The 26,979-nt window shown below is 70.8% G+C and carries 18 protein-coding genes and 3 pseudogenes; 9 read left to right on the forward strand and 12 right to left on the reverse strand.

Translation table 11 applies throughout. The features are described 5' to 3' along the window. Positions 1–395 precede the first annotated feature (395 nt). Positions 396–3,113 (reverse strand): aconitate hydratase AcnA, encoded by a 2,718-nt coding sequence (acnA, locus tag AC5WS8_RS09765; RefSeq protein ID WP_496102923.1) that lies wholly within the window; start codon positions 3,111–3,113, stop codon positions 396–398. A 286-nt stretch (positions 3,114–3,399) separates the two neighbouring features. Between acnA and AC5WS8_RS09770 the strand changes: the two genes are divergently transcribed. The 3 genes and pseudogenes from AC5WS8_RS09770 (at position 3,400) to AC5WS8_RS09780 (ending at position 7,446) form a co-directional block, all read left to right on the forward strand. After that, on the forward strand, positions 3,400–4,929 hold the full coding sequence (locus tag AC5WS8_RS09770; protein ID WP_496102924.1) for a helix-turn-helix domain-containing protein: 1,530 nt from the start codon (positions 3,400–3,402) through the stop codon (positions 4,927–4,929). Between the two features lie 882 nt (positions 4,930–5,811). After that, a pseudogene (locus tag AC5WS8_RS09775) lies at positions 5,812–6,927 on the forward strand (IS256 family transposase). Positions 6,928–6,996: 69 nt separating this feature from the next. Then, the gene (locus tag AC5WS8_RS09780; RefSeq protein WP_496102925.1) at positions 6,997–7,446 is read left to right on the forward strand and encodes a hypothetical protein; all 450 of its coding nucleotides are present in this window, start codon (positions 6,997–6,999) and stop codon (positions 7,444–7,446) included. A gap of 251 nt (positions 7,447–7,697) precedes the next feature. Here the strand turns inward: AC5WS8_RS09780 and AC5WS8_RS09785 are convergent, their stop codons facing one another. After that, on the reverse strand, positions 7,698–8,003 hold the full coding sequence (locus tag AC5WS8_RS09785; protein WP_496102926.1) for a protein-tyrosine phosphatase family protein: 306 nt from the start codon (positions 8,001–8,003) through the stop codon (positions 7,698–7,700). A gap of 149 nt (positions 8,004–8,152) precedes the next feature. Further along, complete coding sequence (locus AC5WS8_RS09790) at positions 8,153–9,019, reverse strand: lysylphosphatidylglycerol synthase transmembrane domain-containing protein (RefSeq protein ID WP_496102927.1); 867 nt, start codon at positions 9,017–9,019, stop codon at positions 8,153–8,155. Between the two features lie 85 nt (positions 9,020–9,104). Here AC5WS8_RS09790 and AC5WS8_RS09795 point away from each other — a divergent pair. The 3 genes and pseudogenes from AC5WS8_RS09795 to AC5WS8_RS09805 form a co-directional block, all read left to right on the forward strand. Further along, positions 9,105–9,332: pseudogene (locus AC5WS8_RS09795) on the forward strand (class I SAM-dependent methyltransferase); the annotation flags it as partial. Between the two features lie 58 nt (positions 9,333–9,390). Then, positions 9,391–9,645, forward strand: coding sequence for a hypothetical protein (locus AC5WS8_RS09800; RefSeq protein ID WP_496102928.1), 255 nt, complete (start codon positions 9,391–9,393; stop codon positions 9,643–9,645). Further along, positions 9,645–10,219 (forward strand): annotated as a pseudogene (locus AC5WS8_RS09805) (DUF6182 family protein); the annotation flags it as partial. The gene AC5WS8_RS09800 and the pseudogene AC5WS8_RS09805, both read left to right, overlap by 1 nt. Before the next feature lie 142 nt (positions 10,220–10,361). Here AC5WS8_RS09805 and AC5WS8_RS09810 read toward each other — a convergent pair. Further along, a complete protein-coding gene (locus tag AC5WS8_RS09810; RefSeq protein WP_496102929.1) occupies positions 10,362–10,760 on the reverse strand; it encodes a RidA family protein in 399 nt (132 codons plus the stop codon). Further along, the gene (locus AC5WS8_RS09815) at positions 10,757–11,884 is read right to left on the reverse strand and encodes an acyl-CoA dehydrogenase family protein (RefSeq protein WP_496102930.1); all 1,128 of its coding nucleotides are present in this window, start codon (positions 11,882–11,884) and stop codon (positions 10,757–10,759) included. The genes AC5WS8_RS09810 and AC5WS8_RS09815 overlap by 4 nt, the downstream gene beginning before the upstream one ends. A gap of 135 nt (positions 11,885–12,019) precedes the next feature. On the opposite strand from AC5WS8_RS09815, the gene AC5WS8_RS09820 reads away from it, so the two are divergent. Further along, entirely contained in the window at positions 12,020–13,717 is a 1,698-nt protein-coding gene (locus AC5WS8_RS09820) for an AMP-binding protein (RefSeq protein WP_496102931.1), read from the forward strand. 15 nt (positions 13,718–13,732) lie between these two features. Next, positions 13,733–14,566 (forward strand): PaaX family transcriptional regulator, encoded by an 834-nt coding sequence (locus AC5WS8_RS09825; protein WP_496102932.1) that lies wholly within the window; start codon positions 13,733–13,735, stop codon positions 14,564–14,566. Between the two features lie 246 nt (positions 14,567–14,812). On the opposite strand, the gene AC5WS8_RS09830 is transcribed toward AC5WS8_RS09825, so the two are convergent. Both AC5WS8_RS09830 and AC5WS8_RS09835 read right to left on the reverse strand, forming a co-directional pair. Continuing rightward, entirely contained in the window at positions 14,813–17,104 is a 2,292-nt protein-coding gene (locus AC5WS8_RS09830; RefSeq protein WP_496102933.1) for a bifunctional salicylyl-CoA 5-hydroxylase/oxidoreductase, read from the reverse strand. 2 nt (positions 17,105–17,106) lie between these two features. Then, entirely contained in the window at positions 17,107–17,934 is an 828-nt protein-coding gene (locus AC5WS8_RS09835; protein ID WP_496102934.1) for an enoyl-CoA hydratase family protein, read from the reverse strand. A 300-nt stretch (positions 17,935–18,234) separates the two neighbouring features. Between AC5WS8_RS09835 and AC5WS8_RS09840 the strand changes: the two genes are divergently transcribed. Continuing rightward, positions 18,235–18,684, forward strand: a complete 450-nt coding sequence (locus AC5WS8_RS09840; protein ID WP_496102935.1) for an ATP-binding protein — start codon at positions 18,235–18,237, stop codon at positions 18,682–18,684. Here the strand turns inward: AC5WS8_RS09840 and AC5WS8_RS09845 are convergent. The 5 genes from AC5WS8_RS09845 to AC5WS8_RS09865 form a co-directional block, all read right to left on the reverse strand. Next, positions 18,644–20,113 carry an amino acid permease gene (locus AC5WS8_RS09845; RefSeq protein ID WP_496102936.1) on the reverse strand — a complete coding sequence of 490 codons (1,470 nt, stop codon included), beginning with the start codon at positions 20,111–20,113 and terminating at the stop codon, positions 18,644–18,646. The two genes, AC5WS8_RS09840 and AC5WS8_RS09845, sit on opposite strands and share 41 nt — an antisense overlap. Positions 20,114–20,290: 177 nt before the next feature. Continuing rightward, a complete protein-coding gene (gene argF, locus AC5WS8_RS09850) occupies positions 20,291–21,298 on the reverse strand; it encodes an ornithine carbamoyltransferase (RefSeq protein ID WP_496102937.1) in 1,008 nt (335 codons plus the stop codon). Positions 21,299–21,397: 99 nt separating this feature from the next. Continuing rightward, positions 21,398–22,627, reverse strand: coding sequence for an arginine deiminase (locus AC5WS8_RS09855; protein WP_496102938.1), 1,230 nt, complete (start codon positions 22,625–22,627; stop codon positions 21,398–21,400). A 213-nt stretch (positions 22,628–22,840) separates the two neighbouring features. After that, positions 22,841–25,384 carry a polynucleotide kinase-phosphatase gene (locus AC5WS8_RS09860; RefSeq protein WP_496102939.1) on the reverse strand — a complete coding sequence of 848 codons (2,544 nt, stop codon included), beginning with the start codon at positions 25,382–25,384 and terminating at the stop codon, positions 22,841–22,843. After that, complete coding sequence (locus AC5WS8_RS09865) at positions 25,381–26,964, reverse strand: 3' terminal RNA ribose 2'-O-methyltransferase Hen1 (RefSeq protein ID WP_496102940.1); 1,584 nt, start codon at positions 26,962–26,964, stop codon at positions 25,381–25,383. Before AC5WS8_RS09865 ends, AC5WS8_RS09860 begins: the two co-directional genes overlap by 4 nt. Positions 26,965–26,979: the final 15 nt, after the last annotated feature.

Here is a 26,979-nt window from a genome sequence, read left to right on the forward strand (position 1 = left end):
GCGGCGCATGCGCTCCTCGCTGCGGCGCACCCGCTCCCGGCGAGCACGGTGAGCACGGCGCCGGTGCCCAGCAGCAGCCGGGCGTGGAGCGAACGCGGCGGGCAGCCTCGGGCGCCCGGCGTTCATCTCCGCGCCTTCGCAGCGGCCGTGGACGGCGGCGCGAGACGGCCGGGCCGCTCGCCGACGGTCGGAACGGGGACGCGGCTGCCGGGGGAAGCAGTGGTGCCGGACATGTCGCGCTCCCGTCCCGGCCCGCTGAGGGGACCCCGTGTCCGCGCTGAGCACCGGCGATGTTCCCGTTCGGGCCGCGGTCCCGTCCGGGCGGCGGTCGGCAGACGGCCGAGGGCCGCATCCCCGGGCGGGGACGCGGCCCTCGGCTGCCGTGCCGCAGTCGCCTACTTGCGGATCAGGCTGCGCAGGACGTACTGCATGATGCCGCCGTTGCGGTAGTAGTCGGCCTCACCGGGGGTGTCGATGCGGACGACCGCGTCGAACTCGACGCCCGTGTCGGTGGCGACCTTGACCGTGCGCGGCGTGGTGCCCTCGTTCAGCTCGGTCACGCCGGCGATGGAGAAGGTCTCCTCGCCGGTCAGGCCGAGCGACTCGGCCGAGGCGCCCTCCGGGAACTGCAGCGGCAGGACGCCCATGCCGATGAGGTTCGAGCGGTGGATGCGCTCGTAGGACTCGGCGATGACGGCCTTGACGCCGAGGAGCGCGGTGCCCTTGGCCGCCCAGTCGCGGGACGAGCCGGAGCCGTACTCCTTGCCGGCCAGGACGACCAGCGGGATGCCGGCGGCCTGGTAGTTCTGCGAGGCGTCGTAGATGAAGGAGACCGGGCCGCCCTCCTGCGTGAAGTCACGCGTGTAGCCGCCCTCGGTGCCCGGCGCGATCTGGTTGCGCAGGCGGATGTTGGCGAACGTACCGCGGATCATGACCTCGTGGTTGCCTCGGCGGGAGCCGTAGGAGTTGAAGTCGCGGCGCTCCACACCGTGCTCGGTGAGGTACTGGCCGGCCGGGGTGTCGGCCTTGATCGCACCGGCCGGGGAGATGTGGTCGGTGGTGACCGAGTCGCCCAGCTTGGCCAGGACCCGGGCGCCGGTGATGTCCTCGACCGGGGCGGGCTCCATGCCCATGCCCTCGAAGTACGGGGGCTTGCGGACGTAGGTGGACTCCGGGTCCCACTCGAAGGTGTTGCCGGTCGGGACGGGCAGGGACTGCCACTGGGCGTCGCCGGCGAAGACGTCGCTGTAGGACTTGGAGAACATGTCCTCGCCGATGGCGTTGGCGACGACGTCGTTGACCTCGGCCTCGCTCGGCCAGATGTCCTTCAGGTGGACCGGGTTCCCGTCCTGGTCGGTGCCGAGCGCCTCCCTGGTGATGTCCACCTTCATGGAGCCGGCGATGGCGTAGGCGACGACCAGCGGCGGGGACGCCAGGTAGTTCATCTTGACGTCGGGGTTGATACGGCCCTCGAAGTTCCGGTTGCCGGAGAGGACCGAGGTGACCGCGAGGTCGTGCTCGTTGACGGCCTTGGAGACCTCCTCCGGCAGCGGGCCGGAGTTGCCGATGCAGGTGGTGCAGCCGTAACCGACCAGGTTGAAGCCGACCTTGTCCAGGTACGGGGTCAGCCCGGCCTTGTCGAAGTAGTCCGTCACCACCTTCGAACCCGGGGCGAGGGTGGTCTTGACCCACGGCTTGCGGGTCAGGCCCTTCTCGACCGCCTTCTTGGCCACCAGGGCGGCGGCGACCATCACGTACGGGTTCGAGGTGTTGGTGCAGGAGGTGATGGCGGCGACGGTGACGGCGCCGTGGTCCAGCTCGTACGTGGTGCCGTCGGGGGCGGTGACCGGGACGGGGTTCGACGGGGCGCCGTTGGGGGCGACGGCCGGGGCGTCGGAGGCCGGGAAGGACTCCTGGCCCGCCTCGTCCACGATGTCGACGTAGTTGCGGACGTCCTGCTTGAACTGCTCTGCGGCGTTCGCGAGGACGATGCGGTCCTGCGGGCGCTTCGGGCCGGCGATGGACGGGACGACCGTGGACAGGTCAAGCTCGAGCTTCTCGGAGAAGTCCGGCTCGGCCTTCGGGTCCAGCCAGAGGCCCTGCTCCTTGGCGTAGGCCTCGACCAGCGCGACCTGCTGGTCCGAACGGCCGGTCAGACGCAGGTAGTTCAGGGTCTCGTCGTCCACGGGGAAGATCGCGGCGGTGGAGCCGAACTCCGGCGACATGTTGCCGATGGTGGCGCGGTTGGCCAGCGAGGTGGCGGCGACGCCCTCGCCGTAGAACTCGACGAACTTGCCGACCACACCGTGCTTGCGGAGCATCTCGGTGATGGTGAGCACCAGGTCGGTGGCGGTGGTGCCGGGCTGCAGCTCACCGGTGAGCTTGAAGCCGACGACGCGCGGGATGAGCATGGAGACCGGCTGACCGAGCATCGCGGCCTCGGCCTCGATGCCGCCGACGCCCCAGCCGAGAACGCCGAGGCCGTTGACCATGGTGGTGTGCGAGTCGGTGCCGACCAGGGTGTCCGGGTAGGCCTTGCCGTCGCGGACCATCACGACGCGGGCCAGGTGCTCGATGTTGACCTGGTGGACGATGCCGGTACCCGGCGGTACGACCTTGAACTCGTCGAAGGCGGTCTGGCCCCAGCGCAGGAACTGGTAGCGCTCCTTGTTGCGGCCGTACTCCAGCTCGACGTTCTGCTTGAAGGCGTCGTTGGTGCCGAACTTGTCGGCGATGACGGAGTGGTCGATGACCAGTTCGGCCGGCGCCAGCGGGTTGATCTTCGCCGGGTCGCCGCCCAGCTCCTTGACGGCCTCGCGCATGGTGGCGAGGTCCACGACACAGGGCACGCCGGTGAAGTCCTGCATGATCACGCGGGCCGGCGTGAACTGGATCTCCTGCGACGGCTGGGCCTGGGAGTCCCAGTTGCCGAGGGCGCGGATGTGGTCGGCGGTGATGTTCGCGCCGTCCTCGGTGCGGAGCAGGTTCTCCAGCAGGACCTTGAGGCTGTACGGCAGGCGGGCCGAGCCCTCCACCTTGTCCAGCCGGAAGATCTCGTACGACTCGTCGCCCACCTGCAGCGTGCTGCGGGCGTCGAAGCTGTTCGCCGACACGACAGTCTCCTTCATTGATGTGCGCTACCACCGCAATCCTGCCGCCACGACGGCTCGGCCGATCCGCTAAGGTAAGGCTAAGTTAGGTAACCCTTACCGGAGCGACCGCTGCGGTGCGCCTCGGCAGATATCTCGATGTCGAGATAACTCTAGTACATGCGACCGGGAAGGTCATGCGCGACCGGGCGCGCATTCCACGCCTCCGCCAACAGGCGCCGCCTGCACCCCTTCACCCGAACGGACCCCACGGGATGCGGCATCTCATATCTGAGATAACCTCAGTCACATGTCAGACGACTACCTCGTACGCATCGGCAAGCTCATCCGTGTCGCACGCCAACACCGCGGACTGACCCAGGCGCAGCTCGCCGAGGCACTCGGTACCAGTCAGAGCGCCGTGAACCGCATCGAGCGCGGCAACCAGAACCTCAGTCTTGAGATGATCGCCCGCATCGGGGACGCCCTGGACAGCGAGATCGTGTCGCTGGGCTATGCGGGGCCCATGCATCTGCGGGTGGTCGGCGGCCGCCGCCTCTCCGGCGCGATCGACGTCAAGACGAGCAAGAACGCCTGCGTGGCGTTGCTGTGCGCCTCGCTGCTCAACAAAGGGCGCACGGTGCTGCGCCGCGTCGCCCGCATCGAGGAGGTGTACCGCCTGCTGGAGGTGCTCACCTCGGTCGGGGTGCGGACCCGGTGGATCAACGAGGGGGTCGATCTGGAGATCGTCCCGCCCGCGGATCTGGACCTGGACGCCATCGACGCCGAGGCCGCCCGCCGTACGCGGTCCATCATCATGTTCCTCGGCCCGCTGCTGCACCGCCTGGACCGCTTCAAGCTCCCCTACGCGGGCGGATGCGACCTCGGGACCCGCACCATCGAGCCGCACATGATCGCGCTGCGCCGCTTCGGGCTCGAGGTCACCGCCACGGAGGGGCTGTACCACGCGGTGGTGGACCGGTCCGTCTCCCCCGGCCGGCCGATCGTGCTGACCGAGCGCGGCGACACCGTGACCGAGAACGCGCTGCTGGCCGCCGCACGGCACAACGGCGTCACGGTCATCCGCAACGCCTCCTCCAACTACATGGTCCAGGACCTGTGCTTCTTCCTCGAGGCGCTCGGCGTCGAGGTCGAGGGCATCGGCACCACCACGCTCACCGTCCACGGCGTGCCGAACATCGATGTCGACGTGGACTACTGCCCCTCCGAGGACCCGGTCGAGGCGATGAGCCTGCTGGCCGCCGCGGTGGTCACCGAGTCGGAACTGACGGTGCGCCGGGTGCCGATCGAGTTCCTGGAGATCGAACTCGCGGTGCTGGAGGAGATGGGACTCGACCACGACCGCACGCCCGAGTACCACGCCGACAACGGCCGTACGCGGCTGGTGGACCTGACCGTGCGGCCCTCCAAGCTGGAGGCGCCGATCGACAAGATCCACCCGATGCCGTTCCCCGGCCTGAACATCGACAACGTCCCGTTCTTCGCGGCCATCGCGGCCTCCGCGCAGGGCAAGACGCTGATCCACGACTGGGTCTACGACAACCGGGCCATCTACCTGACCGACCTCAACCGCCTCGGCGGGCGCCTGCAGTTGCTCGACCCGCACCGGGTGCTGGTCGAGGGCCCGACCCGCTGGCGCGCCGCCGAGATGATGTGCCCGCCCGCGCTGCGGCCGGCAGTGGTCGTCCTGCTGGCCATGATGGCGGCCGAGGGCACGTCCGTGCTGCGCAACGTGTACGTCATCAACCGCGGCTACGAGGACCTGGCCGAGCGGCTGAACTCGGTCGGGGCGCAGATCGAGATCTTCCGGGACATCTGATCGGCGAGGTTTCGTGCCCCTTGGAGGCAAGGGGCACGAAACCTCAACATGTCAGCTGACCTGCGGATACTCACCTTCACAACCCTCCATTGATCACCGTTGTTTTTCAGCACCTTGTGCAACGTGCGTGCAAGATGATCTTGCAAGGTTGACGTTACGTCAGAGATACCTGAGCATCCGTCAGCCTTCACGGAGGGTTATCGCCGAAGTAGGGACCGCTGCACGAGCGCAAGGGCAGCGACGTGCAGTCGGCGACGCATGGCGTCGCCCGGCCCGCGAAGATCCCGAACACGGATCGCCCCTGGCACCCGATCGCGAAGCGCCTGTGAGACTTCCTGAAGGAATCCGGGCAGGCCGACTTCTACCGACAGTCCGACTGGGCTGCTCTCACCTAATCGCCGGGCGAAGATCTGTCGTACTACAAGAGGTCCGGCAAGGGAGTCGGGCTAGATGCTCCAGAGCATCTACTCAGCCTTCAAGCGGCTAGTAGATTGTCGCCGAGGGCGACCTGCGCCGTGTGCGTATCGAACTGCACGAGCCCGAGGAACAGTCGGCGACTGTCCTCTCCATCGCTGACTACAAGAGACAGCCGAGGGGACGATGGCTCGGACGACGGCGGTAATCCGGGTGGTGCTGCAGCGGACCTTCCGCAGGAATCGTCAGCACTTGAGGGTGGCCATGGCCCGTTCGCCGAGGCTGTGGATCTTCGCGTGGCCCTGGGCAGCGGTGCTTGCCACTGGTGCGGCGTAACCTGCGCTGAGCGATGCTCAGGACTTGTGGATCGGTTCCGGGAGGGAACGCGGAGGGCGTACCTTCCCGAATGATCCTTTGATGGTCTCCGAGTAGGCCCGCGTTGCATCGCGGGTCGGGAAGGCACGCCCTGTGCTCAGCGTAGTCACCGACGACGGCTCCACCCAGTCCGGCTCCTTGATCGACGAGATCGTCCGCGAAGGGGCCCGCCGGATGGTCGCCGCCGCACTCGAAGCGGAAGTCAACCAGTACATAGCCGAGTTGGCAGCCGAGACCGACGAGCGCGGACGACGTCTGGTGGTCCGCAACGGTCACCACCGGGCCCGCACCGTGGTCACGGCCGCCGGCCCGGTCGAGGTGAAGGCCCCGAGGGTGAACGACCGACGCGTCGACGAGGCCACCGAAGTTTCTCGGCGGCACGGCCGGCCTGTCCTCCGCGACCGTGACCCGGCTGACGAAGCAGTGGAGCGATGACCACGCCGCCTTCCAGGCCCGTGATCTGTCCGACCGCGACTTCGTCTACGTCTGGGCCGACGGGGTCCACCCCAAGGTCCGGCTCGGTCAGGCCCACTCGTGCGTGCTGGTCCTGCTCGGCGTCCGGCTGGACGGCACGAAGGAGCTGATCGCCTTGGCGGAGGGGCTTCGGGAGTCCACCGAGTCGTGGGCCGACCTGCTGCGCGACTGCCGCCGCCGCGGGATGCGCGACCCCGAGCTGGTCATCGACGACGGCGCGATGGGCCTGTGGAAGGCTCTGGCCGAGGTGTTCCCGGCCGCCCGGCACCAGCGCTGCTGGGTCCATAAAGCCGGTAATATGACGAACTGTCTTCCAAAGTTCGCGCAGCCGGGTGCGACGAAGGCAATGCAGGAGATCTACAACGCGGAGGATCGCGCACACGCGGAGAAGGCGCTTGCGGACTTCGCCCCCACCTACGGCACGAAGTGGCCCAAGGCGGTCGCGAAGATCACCGAGACCAGCTGCTGGCGTTCTATGACTTCCCGGCCGAGCACTGGGTGCACCTGCGGACCACCAACCCGATCGAGTCGACGTTCTCCACGGTCAAGCTGCGAACGAAGGGCACCCGCGGGGCCGGCAGCCCGGCTGCGGCCCTGGCCATGGTGTTCAAGCTCGTCGAGTCCGCCCAGGCCCGCCGGCGCGCGATCGCCGGAGCCCACCTGGTCCCACTCGTCCGCGCTGGCGCGGGGTTCACCAACGGCGTCCTCGTCGAGCGCGAAGAAGCCGCTGCCTGAGCACAGGGCCCCGTTCCTCCTTCGAGCGAGTGGCCGTTCCATCGAACTCAGTCGAGAAGAGCACGTCCGATGCCCGAAGATCTACGGATCGATCACCAGCTGGTAGGCCACTGGAGCAGCTTCTCCTACGGCGTCATGGAAGCATCTGAGCTCGCGTGCCTCGGTAACGGACGGGGATGGAGCAGCTGGTTCAACGCTGAAGCGCTGTGCATCACACGCTTTAACTGGCGGTGCCCCGAACCGGGAGTCCTGGAACTCAGTGCGCAGTGGATGGTCCAGGGAACCCTCAGCCGAGAATCGGGCCACCCGGCCTTCTCCTCGATGGAACCGGCGGAGCGACTCGACGAGGTCACGCTGCATCACTACGCGATCGGCCCTACGGTCCCGATGCCGGGAGCCGAGCCGCTGATCGCGGTGAGCTTCGAGGAGCCAGTGGAGTTCTGTTACCAGTACGCCCGAGGGTCTACACAGATCCGACCCGAGGAAGACCCCACTCACCTCGCACTGCCGTATCAGTAGCCGGACTGAATCGGCCGTTGCGGTTCACGAGAACAGCATCACTCGATCCACAACTCTTGACTATTGCTCGAATACGCGTCACGCCTGATTCGGTATCGCGATGGCGAACTGCAATTCCGGAAGCGTACGGGAAACGCCCGGCCACGCAATCCTGGCCGGGCGTCTCGCTCATCTCCTGTCCATTCCGAGTCGTCCACTGCGCCGCAGCGGCACATGGAATCCGCCGCAGGTAGATGAGGCCGACGGTTACGCTACTCCGATGAAGAGGCCCGTGCGGTGAACACCTGCCGGATGAAACGTCGTTGCCACGGTACCTCGACTGCGCGGGAGTGGTAGTTCTGCCGTACCCACCTGACCGACTCTTTGGGGTCCATGCCCTCGAAGACGCACAGCGCGGAGAGGGCCGTACCCGTCCTTCCGACGCCGCCCCCGCAGCAGATCTCCAAGCGCTCGTCCATGGCGCGGTCGTACGCGACGCAGAGTTTGCGCATCGCGTCCTTGGGGTCAGAGGGAAGCCAGAAGTCCCGCCAGGGAATCCACAGGGACTCCCACGGCACCTCCGGGGGCTGATGTTCCGTCAGGTGAACGGCTAACGTGGGGGTCTGTCCCTCTGGTAGGTCGTACCTGAGCCCACGTCCGCGAATCCTCCGCCCCGAGGGAAGCGTAATCACCTTGGGTGTGTCTGGGTTCCAGGGTTCGGTCATGATCAATCCTGTTTCGATCGGTCTCGTACAATCGATTTGCTGGCCATGGCAATCATCCCCAAGGGTATCTGTGGAAGAACCTGTTGGGCATGGAAGACCAGTGCAAAGGCCAAAGCCTCGGTCTGCCCGAGGAAGCCCGCGGTTGCGCCCAGCACGGCCGCTTCGAAGGTGCCCAGTTGGCCCGGCAGGGTCGGCAGGATGTTGGACACCTCTATGGACAGGAGCACGAGCACCAAAACGGCCGCCGACAGCGGCAGGTCCATAGACTTCGCCACCGCAACCGCCGCCAAAAGATCCAGTGCCCGGGTAGCGAGTGCCGCCGCCCCCAACTCAGCGAAGACACGTGGGCGACGGACCGGCCCGAGTGAGACGCGCGCATCGAACATGATTCTTCGCAGCCGGCTCTCCCGGGCGGGGGTGGATGGAGTACGCGCGATTCTTACGACAAGCACGGTCTCCACTGTCAGCACCGCCAGGTACGCCCAGGCCACGCCCACCGCCCAGCCGGGCAACCCGCTCCCCGGCCACCAGACGACCGCCAGAAAGGGCACCAGGCCCAGGCTGGAGAAGTACTTGCGGACCAGCATGAGCGTGACGGTCACCGTCCGGGGCACCCCCTCGCGCAGCAGGTGGCCGACCCGGACGAACTCGCCCATCCCCTCCGGGCTGACGGCCGCCGCGGCTTGGACGGCGAACTCGATCCGCACCAGGAGAGGAAACCGGAGGCGGGAGTCGGTGACCAACGCGTTCCAGCCGACGGCCCGGGACACCTGTGAGGTGACATTGGACAGGACGGCCACGGCCACCCAACGCCAGTCGGCGGCCTGCAGTACCGTCCACAGATGATCCGGATCCATGTCCCGCAGCATCCAAGGACGGGCTGTTCCGGCAGGACCCCGCACAGTGGGCCCGGCTGACCGGCGGCACGGCGGACGTCACCGGAAACGAGGCGACATGACCGATCTGCTGAGCGCCGTCGAACGGACCGCGCTGCTGACCGCCGCCCTGCGGGCCGCCGAGAGCGCCCGCGAGGACCGGCTGTACAACGATCCCTACGCGGCCCGGCTCACCGGGGACGCCGGCCTCCAACTGCTGAACCGCGTCCGGGAGGTCACCTTCCCGCCGGACGGCAGGCGCACCACGCCGAGCACACCCGACTTCAACGCCACGCGTACCCGGTTCGGGCGATTTGCTGGCTGCGTGCGCCGAGCACGGGGGTGACGACGCTGTACGGCTCGGCATGCGGCTGTATTTCATCGCCGCGCTGGGACCGGGGCAAACGCAGTCTTTCCGCCACGACACGCTGCGCCGGTGCCTCGGCCGAGCCGCACGGCTGTTGGCCGCTGCCGACGGCGACAGCGCCCCCATGGCCGAGGTGCTGGCGCGCCATCGCGGTGATCACGCCCAAGTCGACCCCTACCGGCTGACGTCCGGCCTGCTGGCCCGCCACAAACCCACGTCGGGCCGGGACCTGCTGGCGGAGGTGTACCTGTGATGCTCCCCCAGGAACCTGCAATCCAATCTGCAATCCTCAGCCAGGAGGCGCTACGCGACCACGCGGCCCTGCGGATCCGCCGCTCGCGGCCCGACCTCGCCGTGTCGAACACGCCCACCACAGCCGACCTGCTGTCCCTCCGGAACGAGATCTCGCTTCCGCCCGACGACGAGCCGCTCCTGGCCACTGTTGTCCTGCGCGGGTTCGATCCCGCCGCCTAGGTTGCGTCCACCTGCGAGTTCGCCGCCGCGATCGAACCAGCCGCCACCCGGTGCCGGCAGCGCTCGTTCACCCGCACGGTCTTCCTGGCCGGCAACCCGGAGAACCTCCTGCACCGGTTCTCCTTCGACCACGTCTGGGCCGACCGGTCGGCCCGTGGCTCGGCCCGCTGTCCGCGGACGGATCGGCCACCCTGCGCCGACTCCTCAAGACCTTCGACGGCCGCTGCACGGTTCCGGCCGTGCCTCCCGCGACCGTCCGGATAGCAGGCGACGGACAGGGCCCCGGGTCATGCCCCGTCCACAGGGACCTCTACATCGCCACGGCGGGGGTCACCCTCGCGGACTGCCTGGTCCATCTCAGCCATCTGCTCGTGGAAGCCGTGATCGATGGCCTCGTCGGCCCGGGCAGTTCGGCGGCGACAGCGTCACCGAGACCCGCCGCAACGTGCAGTCGTACCTCGACAACCTCCACATCCGATGAGGGCATCGGCGTCGCTACGGGAGCACGGCGAAGCCGTCCAGTTCCACCAGCGCCTGCTCGTCCCACAGGCGTGTGATCCCGACGACGGCCATCGCGGGGTAGTCACGGCCCGCCAGCCGCTGCCAGACGCCGCCCAGTTCGGGAGCGTGCCCGCGGTAGCCGGCCAGGTCGGTGGTGTAGACGGTGACGCGGGCGAGGTCGGCGGGGGTGCCACCGGCGGCACGCAGGGCGGTGAGCAGGTTGGCGAGGGCGCGTTCGAACTGCTCGGGGAGCGTGTCGCCGACCACCTTGCCGTCGCCGTCGAGGGCGGTCTGGCCCGCGAGGAAGACCACGCGGGCGCCGGTGGCGACGACCGCGTGCGAGAACCCTCTGGCCGGGGAGAGGGCGGGCGGGTTGACGCGCTCACTGGTCACGGGGCCTCCACGGTGGCGTACAACTCTTTGGCGATGATGCCGCGTTGCACCTCGCTCGCACCCTCGTAGATGCGCGGGGCACGCACTTCGCGGTAGAGGTGTTCGAGGAGGTGGCCGCGGCGCAGTCCGCGGGCGCCGTGCAGCTGGACGGCGGCGTCGACGACATACTGCGCGGTCTCGGTGGCGAGCAGCTTCGCCATGGCGGCGCGCTTGCGTACGTCCGGGGCGCCTTCGTCGTACGCCGTGGCCGCCGCGTAGACCATGAGCCGGGCCGCCTCGGTGCGCAGGGCCATCTCGGCGACCTGGTGGGAGACCGCCTGGAGGTCCTTGAGCCGGCCACCGAAGGCGTCCCGTGCGGCGGTGTGGGCGAGCGTGGCGTCGAGGGCGGCCTGCGCCATGCCGACCGCGAACGCGCCGACGCTGGGGCGGAAGAGGTCGAGGGTGCCCATGGCGACCCGGAAGCCGCGGTCGGCCACGCCGAGCAGATCCCCCTCGGTCACGGGCACCGCGTCGAAGGCGAGCGTCCCGATGGGGTGCGGGGAGAGCATGTCGAGGGGGGAGCCGGTCAGGCCGGGGCGGTCGGCCGGGACCAGGAAGGCGGTGACGCCGCGGGCGCCCGCGCCGGGGGTGGTGCGGGCGAAGACGGTGTAGACGTCGGCCTCGGGCGCGTTGGAGATCCAGCACTTCTCGCCGGTGAGCCGCCACCCGGAGGGGCCGTCGGGCTCGGCCGCCAGGGACAGCGCCGCCGCGTCCGACCCCGCGTCCGGCTCGGTCAGCGCGAAGGCGGCGACCGTGGTGCCGGCCCGGACGCCGGGCAGCCAGCGGGCGCGCTGGGCCGGTGTCCCGTACGCGTGCACGGGGTGGGCGCCCAGCCCCTGCAGGGCGAGGGCCGTCTCCGCCTCGGTGCAGGCGTGCGCCAGGGACTCCCGCATCAGGCAGAGCTCCAGCGCACCGGCGGTGAACAGCCGGTCGAGCAACCCGAGTCGGCCGAGTTCGGCGACCAGCGCGCGGTTGACGCGGCCGGGCCCGCCCTTCTCGGCGAGCGGGCGCAGCCGTTGCTCGGCCAGGGTGCGCAGTTCGGCACGCCGGGCCAGGTGCGCGGGGTCTAGCGAGAATGCGGTCATGGCCGGTCCCCTCTCCCTGACGGCCCCTCGGGACCGGGTGGGCTGCTCACCCGAACGTATCGCGGACCGTTGACTGTCGTCATCAACACGATACGCTCGATGCGCGAGCCCACCACGACAAGGGGGCGAGAGGCCATGGACCCGAGAGACGCCACAAGCGCCACGGACGCCGCGACCGCCACGGCCCCCGCGAGCCGCGCGCCGGCCGGAACCCCGGCACCGGTCCCCACCGCCCACCGCGACACCTTCGCCCGTGACCGTCTTCCGCCGCCCGAGCAGTGGCCCGAGCTCCGCTTCGATCTGCCCGAGCTCCGCTATCCCGAACGGCTGAACGCCGCGGTCGAACTGCTCGGCCACACCGCCCCCGACCGTCCCGCGTTCCGTACGCCGGACGGCGACGTGTGGACGTACGGACAGCTCCGCACGCGTGTCGACCGCGTCGCGCACGCGCTCACCTCCCGTCTCGGTGTCGTCCCCGGCAATCGCGTCCTGCTGCGCGGCCCCACCACCCCGTGGCTCGCCGCCTGCTGGCTCGCGGTTCTCGAGGCGGGCGCGATCGCCGTCACCGTGCTCGCCCAGCAGCGCCCGCACGAGCTGCGCACGATGTGCGACATCGCGCGGGTCCACCACGCCCTGTGCGACGTCCGCGTGCTCGACGACCTGGTGAAGGCCGACGTTCCCGGGCTGAGCATCACCCCCTACGGCGGCGACGCCCCCGACGACCTGCTGCGTCTGCCGGTGCCGGAGGAGCCGTACGCGCCGGTGGACACGGCGGCCGACGACGTGGCGCTGATCGCCTTCACCTCCGGCACGACGGGCCGTCCGAAGGGGTGCGTGCACTTCCACCGCGACGTGCTCGCCATCGCGGACACCTTCTCCCGGCACATCCTCGGGCCCCGCCCCGACGACGTCTTCGCGGGCAGCCCCCCGCTCGGCTTCACCTTCGGGCTCGGCGGCCTCGTCGTCTTCCCGCTGCGGGCGGGCGCCAGCGCCTTACTGCTCGAACAGGCGGGCCCCAGGCAGCTGTTGCCCGCGATCGCCGAGCACCGCGTCTCGGTGCTGTTCACCGCGCCGACGGCCTACCGTGCGATGCTCGACGAGCTGGACGCGTACGACACGACCTCGCTGCGGCGCTGCGTGTCGGCCGGCGAGAACCTCCCTGCGGCCACCTGGCGGGCCTGGCACGAGCGCACCGGTCTGCGCATCGTCAACGGCATCGGCGCCACCGAGCTGCTGCACATCTTCGTCTCCGCGGCGGACGACCTGATCCGGCCGGGGACCACGGGACTTCCTGTCCCCGGATGGCACGCGCGCGTGCAGGACGCCCACGGCGTGCCCGTACCGGACGGCGAGCCCGGGCTGCTCGCGGTCCGCGGACCGGTCGGCTGCCGCTATCTCGCCGATCCACGGCAGCGGGAGTACGTCCGGGACGGCTGGAACATCACCGGCGACACCTACGTCCGTGAGCCGGACGGCTACTTCCGTTATGTGGCCCGCGCCGACGACATGATCATCTCCGCCGGGTACAACATCGCCGGGCCGGAGGTCGAGGACGCCCTGCTGCGCCACCCCGACGTGGTGGAGACGGCGGTCGTCGGGCGGCCCGACGAGGCGCGCGGGCAGGTCGTGGTGGCGTACACGGTTCTCAGGGAGGGCGCGCGACGTGACCCGGAGGCGCTGCGCGCCTTCCTGACGACGGAGCTGGCGCCGTACAAGTGCCCGCGTGAGTTCGTCTTCCTGGACGCGCTGCCGCGCACGGCGACGGGCAAGCTCCAGCGGTTCCGGCTGCGCGCGGACATCAGGCCGGTGCCCCCGCGAGGTGATCATGAGTGACGCCGACGTTCTAAAGTGATCAACGTGTCCGATCAGCACGCTCAGCACGCCCCGCGGTCCCTCATCGTCACGTTCTACGGCGCCTACGGCCGCTTCACCCACGGCCCGGTCCCGGTGGCCGAGCTGATCCGGCTGCTGTCCGCGGTCGGCGTGGACGCGCCCTCCGTACGGTCGTCGGTGTCGCGGCTGAAGCGGCGCGGACTGCTCGTGCCGCAGCGCACGGCGACGGGCGCGGCCGGCTATGCGCTGTCGCCGGACGCGCGGCAGCTGCTTCAGGACGGCGACCGGCGGGTGTACGCGACGACGCCCGCCAAGGACGAGGGCTGGGTGCTGGCCGTGTTCTCCGTGCCGGAGTCGGAACGGCAGAAGCGGCACCTGCTGCGTTCACGGCTCGCCGGGCTCGGCTTCGGCACCGCGGCCCCCGGCGTGTGGATCGCCCCCGCACGGCTGTACGAGGAGACGCGGCACACCCTTGAGCGGCTGCGTCTGGACGCGTACGTGGACTTCTTCCGCGGGGAACACCTCGGCTTCGCACCGACCGCTGAGGCGGTGGGGCGCTGGTGGGATCTGGCCGCGATCGCCAAGCAGCACGAGGCGTTCCTCGACCGCCACGCGCGTGTGCTGCACGACTGGGAGTCCCGCGAGGACACCCCGCCCGAGGAGGCCTACCGCGACTACCTGCTCGCCCTGGACTCCTGGCGCCACCTGCCCTACGCCGATCCCGGGCTGCCGCCCGGCCTGCTGCCCGCGAACTGGCCGGGCACCCGCTCGGCGGCGGTCTTCCGCGCGCTGCACGAGCGGCTGCGGGAGGCGGGAGCGGTGTTCGCGGGCGTGGCGGATCTGCCGTAGGGCCGGCGCCCGGGACAGCGCAACCAGTGCCGCGGCAGGCAGCGTTTGCCCGTCGAGGAGCGGCGTGCGGTGCGTGCCCCGGGGGCACCCCCTGCTCGAAGAGCTTGGGGGAGTGCCGGCCGGAAGCCCTCGTACTGGACGCACTTGCGCTTTCGGCCGGTGCGGCGAGTGGGGGTCCCCCCTGCTCGAAGAGCTTGGGGGAGCGTGCCGGACGCCGCGACGGGGCGAACGTCGCCTGATGCGGCACTAGTCCCCGGGCGTCAGGCGGGGCTTCCGGGCGTCGGTGCGGCCGGTGTTGGGGCGCCTGCTGCCCGCCCGGTAGGGCGCGGGCCACACCGCGCCCTGCCCGCCGTAGCCCTGCTCGGCGGCCGCGTGCAGGGTCCAGTGCGGGTCGTAGAGGTGCGGCCTGGCCAGGGCGCACAGATCGGTGCGGCCCGCGAGGATCAGCGAGTTGACGTCGTCCCAGGAGGAGATGGCACCCACCGCGATCACCGGGAGGCCGGTCTCGTGGCGGATCCGGTCGGCGTACGGGGTCTGGTAGGAGCGCCCGAACGCCGGCTTCTCCTCGGCCACCACCTGCCCGGTCGAGACGTCGATCGCGTCGGCGCCGTGCGCGGCGAACGCCCGGGCGATCTCGACGGCCTCCTCGGCCGTGGTGCCGCCCTCGGCCCAGTCGGTCGCGGAGATCCGTACGGTCATGGGGCGCTCCTCGGGCCACACCCCGCGTACGGCGTCGAAGACCTCGAGCGGGAAGCGGAGCCGCCCGCCGAGGGAGCCGCCGTAGGGGTCCGTGCGGTGGTTGGTGAGCGGTGAGAGGAAACCGGAGAGCAGGTAGCCGTGGGCGCAGTGCAGTTCCAGGAGGTCGAATCCCGAGCGCGCGGCGCGCTGGGCGGCGGACACGAACTGCTCGCGGATGTCGGTGAGCTGCGCGCGGGAGAGCTCACGGGGCGTCTGACTGCCCGGCTTGTACGGGATCGGGGAGGCGGCCACGAGCGGCCAGTTGCCCTCCTCCAGGGGCTCGTCCATGCCTTCCCACATCAGCCTGGTGGAGCCCTTGCGGCCGCTGTGCCCGAGCTGGACGCCGATCGCGGTGCCCGGCGCCCGGCTGTGCACGAAGTCGGTGATGCGCCGCCACGCCTCGGCCTGCCGTCCGGTGTAGAGCCCGGCGCAGCCGGGGGTGATGCGGCCCTCCGGGCTCACGCACACCATCTCGGTCATCACGAGCCCGGCCCCGCCCAGCGCCCGTGCGCCCAGGTGGACGAGGTGGAAGTCGCCCGGGACGCCGTCCACCGCCGAGTACATGTCCATCGGCGAGACCACGACCCGGTTGCGCAGGGTGAGGCAGCGCAGCCGGAACGGGGTGAACATCGGGGGTGTGCCGGGCGGGCAGCCGAACTCGCGCTCCACCGCCCCGGTGAAGCGGGGGTCGCGCAGCCGCAGGTTGTCGTGGGTGACGCGGCGGCTGCGGGTGAGCAGGTTGAAGGCGAACTGGCGGGGCGGCTGGCCGACGTACAGCCGAAGGTTCTCGAACCACTCCAGGCTGGCCCGGGCCGCGCGCTGGGTGGAGGCGACCACCGGGCGCCGCTCCTCCTCGTACGCGGCCAGGGCCTCGGGCAGCGTGGTGTGCTCCTCCAGGCAGGCGGCCAGGGAGAGTGCGTCCTCCACCGCGAGCTTCGTGCCGGAGCCGATGGAGAAGTGCGCGGTGTGCGCGGCGTCGCCGAGGAGGACCACGTTGCCGTGGGACCAGCGCTCGGTGACGACCGTGCGGAAGGTGGTCCACGTGGAGTTGTTGGAGCGCAGGGGACGGCCGCCGAGCGCGTCCGCGAAGATCTTGGCGCAGCGCTCGACGGTCTCGGCGGTGTCCAGCTCCGCGAACCCTGCCGCGTGCCACACCTCCTCGCGCATCTCCACGATGACGGTCGACGCGTCTGCGCTGTAGGGATAGCCGTGCAGTTGCATCACGCCGTGCTCCGTCTCGGCGATCTCAAAACGGAAGGCGTCGAAGGGGAAGTCGGCGGCGAGCCAGATGTACCGGCAGCGGTGCTCCTCCACCGAGGGCCGGAACACCTCGGCGTACGCCTCGCGGGTGCCGCTGTGCACCCCGTCGGCGGCGATGACGAGGTCGTGCGCCTCCGAGAGCCGGGCCTGCTGCGGGGCCTCGGTGCGGAAGCGCAGGCCGACGCCGAGGGAGCGGCAGCGCTCGTGCAGGATGTTCAGGAGCCGCCGCCTGCCGAGCGCGGCGAAACCATGGCCGCCGGAGGTGTGGCGCACGCCCCGGTGCACGATGTCGATGTCGTCCCACCGCACGAACTCGTCCTTCAGCGCGGCGTACACCACGGGGTCGGCGTGCTCGATGCCGCCCAGGGTCTCGTCGGACAGGACGACACCGAACCCGAAGGTGTCGTCGGGGGCGTTGCGCTCCCAGACGGTGACCTCGCGGTCGGGATCGAGCCGTTTGAGCAGGGCGGCGGCGTAGAGCCCACCGGGGCCGCCGCCGATGACGGCGACGCGCAGCGGCCGCGCTCCGGTGCCGGCCATGGTCACCTCCCCCGCCACTTCGGTGCCCGCTTCTCCGAGAAGGCCGCGTGGAACTCCGCGTAGTCCTCGCTGTTCATCAGCAGGGCCTGGGTCGCCGCGTCCAGTTCGACCGATGCCGCGAGCGGCATGTCCAGTTCGGCCGTGAGGAGGGCCTTGGTCTGGGCGTACGCCAGCGCCGGGCCGTCGGCCAGGCGGCGCGCCAGGGCCTCGGCGGCCTCGCCGGCGCCCCCCTCCCGCGTCAGCTCGCTGATGAGGCCGATCCGCTCGGCCTCGGCCGCCCGCACCGGCTCGCCCAGCATGAGCAGCCGGGTGGCGTGGCCGAGCCCGACCACCCGGGGCAGCAGGTACGCGGCCCCCATGTCGCCGCCGGACAGCCCGACCCGGGTGAAGAGGAACTGGAAGCGCGCGGTGGGGTCGGCGACGCGGAAGTCCGCCGCCAGGGCGAGGACGGCGCCCGCGCCCGCGGCCACCCCGTGCACCGCCGCGACCACCGGGAACGGGCACTCCCGCAGGGCCCGTACGACCTGCCCGGTCATCCGGTTGAAGTCCAGCAACCGGGCGGTGTCCATGGACAGCGTGGCGCCGATGATCTCGTCCACGTCACCGCCCGAGCAGAAGCCGCGCCCCTCGCCGCCCAGGACCAGGGCGCGCACGGACTTCTCCCGGGACAGCTCGGTGAGCAGGTCGCGCAGGTCGGCGTAAGCGCCGAAGGTGAGCGCGTTGAGTCTCCCGGGGCGGGCCAGGGTGACCGTGGCGACCCCGTTGTCGTGGACGCAGCGCACATGGCGCCAGTCGGCGGTGCGGGCGGCGGAGCCGGTGAAGGGACTCATGACGTGCGGCCTCCTCGGACGGGGGCGGCGGTCCTCGCTGCTGCTCTGCCATGAAGTTATCACCCATCCGTGACTGTCGTCATGAGGGCGATACAAGCGCGGTGCGGCCGAGAGGCCCGACCGGGGCTGTCACACCTTCTCGACAGGCGGGTAACGGCGCGCGCCGCCCTGCACGACGGGGCGTCGGCAGGGGTAGGCACCCGGTACCGGGGCCGACGACGCTCCCGGCGAAACCCGGCGACCGCCCCGTAGGGGGCGGACCGTACGATGCCCTTTGTTGAAAGCAGGACCGCCTGCGCCATGAACGGACCCGCCTTGTACGAAGCCCCCGCACTCGCCTCCTGGCGCATCGCCCTGCCGCACACCACCGCAGCCGTGCCCGTGGCCCGCGCGCTGGTGAGGACGGCACTGGCGGAACTGGAGCACGCGGCCGACAGCGACACCGCGGAGCTGCTGACGGCGGAGCTGGTCGCGAACGCCGTGGAGCACACCGCGGGGCACGGGCCGATCGAGCTGGTCGTGGAGCTGCTGCCGACCGGCTGCACGGTGGAGGTGCACGACCCGGACCCGACGCCGCCCGGCAACCTCACCCACTCGCTGTCGCCGGCCCCCGACCCCTGGCAGGAGCACGGCCGGGGCCTGCTGCTGATCCGCACCCTCAGCTCGTCCTGCGGGCACCGCCCCACCGCGTCCGGCAAGGCGGTGTGGTTCAGACTGCCTGCGGTTCCCGCTCAGCGGCGTCCGCTGTGACGGCCCCGGCCGCGAGCCGCGAGTGCCTTCGTCCGTAGAGCGCGTACACCAGGGACCCGACCGCGAGGAACACCGCGAACTGCGCCCAGGTCGCCCAGCCCGTCTCGTACATCAGGTACAGGCAGAAGCCGACGCCGAGCAGCGGCATCACGGGGTGGAGCGGCACGCGGAAGCTGCGGGTGAGGCCCGGTTCGCGGCGGCGCAGGGCGATCACGGTCACGTTGACCACCGCCATGACGGCGAGCGTGCCGATGGTGCACAGGTTGACCGCCGAGTCCAGCGAGGCGAAGGCCGCCGGGATCGCGAAGACGATCGCGACGATCAGGGTGCCGCCGACCGGCGTCGAGGTCCTCGGCGAGACGCGTTCGAAGATGCGCGGGACGAGTCCGTCGCGCGCCATGGACATCAGGATGCGGGTCTGGCCGTACATCACGGCGAGCACGACCGAGGCGATGGCGACGACCGCGCCGAAGGCGACGACACCGCCGCCGACCGTGGTTCCGGTGACCTGGTCGACGACGAACGACAGGGCGGCGGGCCGGCCGCCGACCGCGGGCCCGCCGACGGCGCCGATCGCGGCGAGCGCGACCGCGCAGTACAGCAGGGTGACAAGTGCCATGCAGAGCAGGATCGCGACCGGGATGTCACGCCGCGGGTTGCGGGCCTCCTCGCCCGCGGTGGTGATCGCGTCGAAGCCGATGTACGAGAAGAAGGCGGCGGTGGTGCCCGCACCGATGCCGCCGAGGCCGGCCGGCGAGAACGGGACCAGGTTGCCGTGCTTGAAGGCGGCGAACCCGATGGCGCAGAAGGCGACCAGGATCGCGAGCTTCAGGACGGCCATGGCGGCGGTGGCCCGAGCGCTCTCGCGCACACCGCGTACGAGGAGCACGCAGGCCAGGGCGATGACGATCACGGCGGGCAGATTGGCGATCCCGCCGTCGCCGGGCCCGGCGGAGAGCGCGGCGGGCAACTGCCATCCGGTGAGGCTGCGCAGCAGTTCGTTGACGTACTGGCTCCAGCCGACGGCGACGGCCGACACGGACACGCCGTACTCCAGGAGCAGGCACCAGCCGACGAGGAAGGCCGTGCCCTCGCCGAGCCCGGCGTAGGCGAAGGAGTACGACGACCCGGAGACCGGGATCGCTCCGCCCAGCTCGGCGAACGCGAACGCGGTGAAAACGCAGGTCAGCGCGGCGAGCACAAAGGAGACGACCACGGCGGGCCCGGCCTGGGCGACCGAGTCGGACAGCCCGACGAAGATGCCGGTGCCGACGATCGCGCCGACGCCGAAGCAGACGAGCTGGAACAGGCCCATATGGCGCTTGAGACCGTGCCCGGAGAGATCGGTACCGGCCTCGGCGACGAGCAGTTCGGGGGACTTGATGCGGAAGGGGCTGGCAGGGCGGCCGGGCATACGGGTGGTGCTCATTTCCGTGGTGGGCTGCGACCGGGTGGGCCGCTCGACGAGCGCGGAATAGGTGGTTCCGGGCCCGCCGGGGATCGTACGGGAAGGTGTGGGGCGCGTGCTGCCGCCGTCGTCGCAGCCGCTGCGGCCGTCGTCGCAGCAGGTCGGGCCGAGGCCCGGTGAGGCTGAGGTCGGCCCCGGTCAGGCGAGGGTCGCGACCAGGACCGCCTTGATGGTGTGCATCCGGTTCTCCGCCTCGTCGAAGACGACGGAGTGCTCGGACTCGAAGACCTCGTCGGTGACCTCCAGCTCGCTCAGCCCGTGCCGCTCGTGGATCTCTCGGCCGACGGCGGTGCCGAGGTCGTGGAAGGCCGGCAGGCAGTGCAGGAACCTCACCGCGTCGTTGCCGGTGGCGCGCAGCACGTCCATGGTCACCGCGTACGGGCCGAGCAGCGCGATGCGCTCGTCCCAGACCTCCTTGGGCTCGCCCATGGAGACCCACACGTCGGTGGCGACGAAGTCGGCGCCGCGCACGCCCTCCTTCACGTCCTCGGTGAGCGTGATCCGCGCGCCGGAGTCCTCGGCGAGCCGCCGGGCCACCTCGACGACGACCTGGTCGGGCCACAGCACCCGGGGCCCGACGATCCGGACGTCCATACCGAGCAGCGCGCCGGTGACCAGGTAGGAGTTGCCCATGTTGTTGCGGGCGTCGCCCAGGTAGGCGTAGGCGATCTCCGTCAGCGGCTTGTCACAGTGCTCGGTCATGGTGAGCACGTCGGCGAGCATCTGCGTCGGGTGCCACTCGTCGGTGAGTCCGTTGTAGACGGGGACGCCGGCGTGCGCGGCCAGTTCCTCGACGATGCCCTGCCCATGCCCCCGGTACTCGATGGCATCGAACATCCGGCCGAGCACGCGCGCGGTGTCCTTGACGGACTCCTTGTGCCCGATCTGGGATCCCGCGGGGTCCAGGTAGGTGGTGCGGGCACCCTGGTCGGCGGCGGCCACCTCGAACGCGCAGCGGGTGCGCGTCGAGGTCTTCTCGAAGACGAGGGCGATGTTCCTGCCCGTGAGGTACCGCGCCTCGGTCCCGGCCTTCTTGGCGGCCTTCAGCTCGGCTGCCAGCTCGATCAGACCACGGAATTCCTCGGCGCTGAAGTCCAGCTCCTTGAGGAAGTGGCGTCCGGCGAGGGCGGTCGGGACTGTCGCCATGGGGGCGCTCCAGAGGTACGAGGGGACGGGGACGAACACGGGAACGAATGGAAGTCTATACGACGCCCCACATTTCTATACGGCGGGATACGGAGCCGGTCAGGCGCCCACGCCATCCCTCTCCACCGGACAGCTCATGCACCGGGGCCCGCCCCGTCCCCTCCCCAGCTCACTTCCCGGGATCTCGATCACCTCGATCCCCTGCTTGCGCAGATGGGTGTTCGTCGTGGAGTTCCGCTCATAGGCGATGACGACCCCCGGCTCCACCGCGAGGACGTTGCACCCGTCGTCCCACTGCTCCCGCTCGGCCGCGTGCACGTCCTGTGTGGCGGTCAGCACCCGGATCTCGCTGAGCCCGAGCGCCGCGGCGATCGCCCGGTGCATGTGCTCCGGCGGGTGGTCGGTGACCTTCAGCTCCTTGTCGCCCGCCCCGGGCTCGATGGTGTACGAGCGGAGCATGCCGAGCCCCGCGTACTGGGTGAACGTGTCGCCGTCGACCATGGTCATCACCGTGTCGAGGTGCATGAACGCGCGGCTCTTCGGAAGGTCGAGCGCGACGATGGTCCGGGCCGACCCGGCGCCGAACAGCTTGGTCGCGAGCATCTCGACGGCCTGGGGCGTGGTCCGTTCGCTCATGCCGATGAGCACGGCGCCGTTGCCGATGACCAGCACGTCACCGCCCTCGATGGTGGACGGGTAGTCGGACTGCCCCTCGGACCACAGATGGAAGTCCTCGTCGCGGAAGAGCGGGTGGTGCCGGTAGATCGCCTCGAAGTGGACGGTCTCACGCTGCCGCGCGGGCCAGCGCATGGCGTTGATGGAGACGCCGTCGTAGATCCAGGCGGAGGTGTCGCGGGTGAACAGGTGGCTGGGAAGCGGCCACAGGAGGAAGTCGTCGAGATCCATCACATGGAACCGCACGGAGGTCGGCTCCGGATGGGCGTCGAGGAACTCCCGTTTGGTCATGCCGCCGACGAGGGCCTCGGCGAGTTCGGAGGAGGGCAGGGCCTCGAAGGTGGCGCGGAGGTGGTCGGTGGCGAGCGGACCGTACTCCTTCTCGTCGAAGGCCCGGTCCAGGACGAGGGACCGGGCCGCCGGGATGTCGAGGACCTCGGTGAGCAGGTCACCGAAGAGATGGACGATCACCCCGCGGTCGCGGAGCACATCGGCGAACCCGTCGTGCTCCGCGCGCGCCCGACGCACCCACAGCACGTCGTCGAACAGGAGCGCGTCCTTGTTGCTGGGGGTGAGCCTTTTGAGCTCGAGGTCGGGGCGGTGCAGGATGACGCGCCGCAGACGCCCGGCCTCGGAATCGACGTGGAATCCCATGCCTCCATCCTGACCATTCGGGCACGTGTTCACCCCTTGTTCGCACCGAATCGGACGGATACCGGTTCCGGCCGACCGGTTCGAGGTCCGGGTGCCGGCCTCACCACGGCAGCCGATCAGCCTGGAGGCCGCCGGCCACGGCCGACTGCCCGGGCACGGCGCCGCGGGGCGGGACCGGGGCGGTGCCCCGGCCCACACGGCGGCACGGCCGGGTCACAGCCGGGGATCCACCGGCTCCGACTCCAGGGCCAGCACCGCGAACACCGCCTCGTGCACCCGCCACAGCGGCTCCCCCTCCGCCAGGCGGTCCAGGGCCTCCAGGCCCAGGGCGTACTCGCGGATCGCCAGGGAGCGCTTGTGGTTCAGGAACCTCTGGCGGAGCCGGGCGAGGTTATCCGGACGCGTGTACTCCGGGCCGTAGATGATCCGGAGGTACTCGCGGCCACGGCACTTGACGCCCGGCTGCACCAGGCGGCCGGCCGTGCCGCGGACCAGCGCCCGAACCGGCTTGACGACCATGCCCTCACCGCCCCGGCCCGTCATCTCCAGCCACCAGTCGGTCCCCGCCCGCACCGACTCCGGGTCGCCGGTGTCGACGTACAGACGGCGGGTCGTGCGCAGCAGGCCTGTCCCGTCGTGCTCGACCACCCGGTCGATCAGTGCCAACTGCTCGTCGTGCGGCACGTCCGCCAGGCTGCGGCCCTGCACCGCCAGCAGCTGGAACGGGGCCAGACGGACGCCCTCCAGACCGTCCGTCGTCCAGCAGTAACGGCGGTAGGCCGCCGTGAACGCCGCCGCGTCCGCAGCACGTCCGCGCTGGCGGGCCAGCAGGCCGGCCACGTCCACGCCCCGGGCCGCCGCGCCCTCCAGCGCCGCCAGCACGCCCGGGAACGCGGCACCGGAGGCGGCGCCCACCGCCGCGTACTGACCGCGCAGCAGCCCCGACGCCTTCAGCGACCACGGCATCAGCTCGGCGTCCAGCAGCAGCCAGTCCGTCTCGAGTTCCTCCCACAGGCCCGCGCCGCCGATCGACGTGCGCAGACGGTCGAGGATCTGCTCCGTCACCGACTCGTCGTCGAAGAACGGGCGGCCGGTGCGCGTGTAGAGCGAGCCCGTCGGCCCGTCGGTGCCGAAGCGGCTCCGGGCCGCCTCCGCGTCCCGGCACACCAGGGCCACCGCCCGCGACCCCATGTGCTTCTCCTCGCACACGACCCGTTCGACGCCGTCCTCCCGGTACTGCGCGAACGCCTCCACGGGGTGCTCGAGGTAGCCCTCCTCGTGCGACGTGGCCGTGGGGGCCATCGTCGGCGGCAGGTACGGCAGCAGGCGCGGGTCCACCGCGAAGCGGCTCATGACCTCCAGGGCCGCCGCCGCGTTCTCCTCGCGGACCGAGACCCGGCCGCCGTGCCGGGTCTCCACCACCCTGCGGCCGTGCACGTCCGCCAGGTCCAGCGGGCGGCCGTCGTGCCCGCCGGGCGCCTCGGTGGCCAGCGGCCGGGCCGGCTCGTACCACACCCGCTCCGCCGGTACGTCGACCAGTTCCCGCTCCGGCCAGCGCAGCGCGGTCAGCTTCCCGCCGAAGACGGCACCGGTGTCCACGCAGATCGTGTTGTTGAGCCAGGTCGCCTGCGGAACCGGGGTGTGACCGTAGACGACCGCCGCCCGGCCCCGGTACTCCTCCGCCCACGGGTACCGCACCGGCAGCCCGAACTCGTCCGTCTCCCCCGTGGTGTCGCCGTACAGCGCGTGCGAGCGGACCCGGCCGGAGGTGCGGCCGTGGTACTTCTCGGGCAGGCCGGCGTGGCAGACGACCAGCCCGCCGCCGTCGAGGACGTAGTGGCTGACCAGACCGTCGATGAACTCCCTTACCCGCTGCCGGAACTCCTCGCTCTCATCCTCCATCTGCGCGACGGTCTCGGCGAGTCCGTGGGTGTGCCGGACGTTGCGCCCCTTGAGGTACCGCCCGTACTTGTTCTCGTGGTTGCCCGGCACGCACAGCGCGTCGCCCGACGTCACCATCGACATCACGCGGCGCAGCACGCCCGGGCTGTCCGGGCCGCGGTCCACCAGGTCGCCGACGAACACCGCCGTACGGCCCTCGGGGTGCACGCCGTCGACATAGCCCAGCTTGCCGAGCAGCGCCTCGAGTTCCGCGGAGCAGCCGTGCACGTCACCGATGATGTCGAAGGGGCCGGTGAGGTGGGTCAGGTCGTTGAAACGCCTCTCGGTGACGACCGTCGCGTTCTCGACCTCCTCCACGCCCCGCAGGACGTGCACCTTGCGGAAGCCCTCGCGCTCCAGGTGCCTGAGCGAACGGCGCAGTTCACGGATGTGGCGCTGGATGACCCGGCGGGGCATGTCCGCGCGGTCGGTGCGGGCCGCGTTGCGCTCGGCGCACACCTCCTCCGGTACGTCCAGCACGATCGCGACGGGCAGGACGTCGTACTGCCTGGCCAGGTCGATCAGCTGACGGCGGGCGTCCTGCTGCACGCTGGTCGCGTCCACGACGGTGCGACGGCCGGCCGCGAGGCGCTTGCCGGCGATGTAGTGCAGCACGTCGAAGGCGTCCCGGGTGGCGCTCTGGTCGTTCTCGTCGTCGGACACCAGGCCGCGGCAGAAGTCGGAGGAGATGACCTCCGTCGGCCCGAAGTGCCTGCGGGCGAAGGTCGACTTGCCCGAACCCGAGGCACCGATCAGCACCACGAGGGACAGGTCGGTGACGGGCAGGGTGCGCCCCTCGGTCTTGTTCACGGTCATGCTGCCTCGCCCTCCTTCGCGGTGGTCGCGGTGGTCGCGGTGGTCGTGGTGGCCAGGGTGAACACGGCCATCTGCGTGGGCGGCCCCACCTCGGTGTCGTCGGGGCCCACCGGCCGGAACCGGACGGTGTAGCCGTGCCGTTCGGCTACCCGGCCCGCCCAGGCCCGGAACTCCTGCCGTGTCCACTCGAAGCGGTGGTCGCCGTGGCGGACGTGCCCGGCCGGCAGGCTCTCCCAGCGCACGTTGTACTCGACGTTCGGTGTCGTCACGAGGACCGTGCGCGGACGGGCCGCGCCGAACACCGCGTACTCCAGGGCCGGCAGTCGGGGCAGGTCGACGTGCTCGATCACCTCGCTCAGCACGGCGGCGTCGTACCCCTTGAGCCGGCGGTCGGTGTACGCGAGCGAGCTCTGGAAGAGCCTGACGCGGGACGCCTGCCGCTCCCCCATACGGTCCAGTTTCAGCCGCCGGGAGGCGATGGTGAGCGCCCGCATCGACACGTCCACGCCGACGATCTCGGTGAACCGCGTGTCCTTCAGCAGTGCCTGCACCAACTGGCCCTGCCCGCAGCCCAGATCCAGGACCCGGGCGGCGGCGGCCTCCTTCAGCGCCGCGACGACGGCCTCCCTGCGCTGCACGGCGAGCGGGACGGCCTTCTCCTCCGTGCTGCCGGCCGCACCCGGCCCGGCCACGCCTCTCCCGGCCTCCTCGACCGCCTCGTCGCTCTCCTCGATCGCGTTGTCGGCGCCCTCCACGACGTCGCCGGCCTCCGGGACCGCGTTGTCGATCTCCTCCACCGTGCTGCCGTCCGCCTCCGCGAGCCGCACCAGTTCCAGTCGCTCCATCGCCTGCCGGGTCAGCGACCAGCGGCGCGCGAGGTAACGGCTGGTGATCAGCTTCTGCTCCGGGTGGTCGGGCAGCCAGCCCTCACCGGCGCGGAGCAGCTTGTCGACCTCCTCGGCGGAGACCCAGTAGTGCTTGGCGTCGTCGAGGACGGGCAGCAGGACATAGAGGTGACGCAGGGCCTGGGCCAGGGTCAGGGCGTCGGACTCCAGGACGAGACGCAGGTAGCGCGAATCGCCCCACTCCGGGAACTCGGTGTCCAGCGCGACCGGTTCGGCGGTGACCGTCCAGCCGAGCGGCTCGAAGAGACGCCGTACGAGGTCGGGTCCCCCGCGGGCCGGGAGGGCGGGTATCTCGATCCGCAACGGCAGCGGCTGCGCGGCGCGCTTCGGCAGGGCCTTGCACACGCCCCGCATCGCGGTGGAGAACACGCTGCTCAGCGCCACCGCGAGCAGGGAGGACGCCGCGTAGGGGCGGTCGTTGACGTACTGGGCGAGAGCCGCGTCGGGCGCGCCGCCGCGGCCCTTGCCCCTGCCCCTGCGCACCAGCGCCACCGCATCGACCTCCAGCAGCAGCGCGGCCGTGCAGCGCTCGGCATCCGCCTCGGGGTAGAGGACGTGCGCGGTGCCGTAGGAGGTCGAGAACGCCTGCGCGGTGGCGGGGTGCTTGTGCAGCAGGAAGCCGAGGTCGGTCGCGGGGCGTTCGGGTGTGCCGGTGGTGCCGATGGTCAGGAACATGTCCTGAGTCTCCCG

The organism is Streptomyces sp. PTL18 (genome assembly GCF_059510295.1).

What these genes read in the sequence shown, in the direction of transcription:
- AC5WS8_RS09770 (WP_496102924.1), top strand. Translation starts at nt 3,400, where the DNA reads ATGTCAGACGACTACCTCGTACGCATCGGCAAGCTCATCCGTGTCGCA.
- AC5WS8_RS09780 (WP_496102925.1), top strand. Translation starts at nt 6,997, where the DNA reads ATGCCCGAAGATCTACGGATCGATCACCAGCTGGTAGGCCACTGGAGC.
- AC5WS8_RS09790 (WP_496102927.1), bottom strand. Translation starts at nt 9,019, where the DNA reads ATGCTGCGGGACATGGATCCGGATCATCTGTGGACGGTACTGCAGGCC.
- AC5WS8_RS09800 (WP_496102928.1), top strand. Translation starts at nt 9,391, where the DNA reads ATGCGGCTGTATTTCATCGCCGCGCTGGGACCGGGGCAAACGCAGTCT.
- AC5WS8_RS09815 (WP_496102930.1), bottom strand. Translation starts at nt 11,884, where the DNA reads ATGACCGCATTCTCGCTAGACCCCGCGCACCTGGCCCGGCGTGCCGAA.
- AC5WS8_RS09820 (WP_496102931.1), top strand. Translation starts at nt 12,020, where the DNA reads ATGGACCCGAGAGACGCCACAAGCGCCACGGACGCCGCGACCGCCACG.
- AC5WS8_RS09830 (WP_496102933.1), bottom strand. Translation starts at nt 17,104, where the DNA reads ATGGCCGGCACCGGAGCGCGGCCGCTGCGCGTCGCCGTCATCGGCGGC.
- AC5WS8_RS09835 (WP_496102934.1), bottom strand. Translation starts at nt 17,934, where the DNA reads ATGAGTCCCTTCACCGGCTCCGCCGCCCGCACCGCCGACTGGCGCCAT.
- AC5WS8_RS09840 (WP_496102935.1), top strand. Translation starts at nt 18,235, where the DNA reads ATGAACGGACCCGCCTTGTACGAAGCCCCCGCACTCGCCTCCTGGCGC.
- AC5WS8_RS09845 (WP_496102936.1), bottom strand. Translation starts at nt 20,113, where the DNA reads ATGAGCACCACCCGTATGCCCGGCCGCCCTGCCAGCCCCTTCCGCATC.
- argF (WP_496102937.1), bottom strand. Translation starts at nt 21,298, where the DNA reads ATGGCGACAGTCCCGACCGCCCTCGCCGGACGCCACTTCCTCAAGGAG.
- AC5WS8_RS09855 (WP_496102938.1), bottom strand. Translation starts at nt 22,627, where the DNA reads ATGGGATTCCACGTCGATTCCGAGGCCGGGCGTCTGCGGCGCGTCATC.
- AC5WS8_RS09860 (WP_496102939.1), bottom strand. Translation starts at nt 25,384, where the DNA reads ATGACCGTGAACAAGACCGAGGGGCGCACCCTGCCCGTCACCGACCTG.
- AC5WS8_RS09865 (WP_496102940.1), bottom strand. Translation starts at nt 26,964, where the DNA reads ATGTTCCTGACCATCGGCACCACCGGCACACCCGAACGCCCCGCGACC.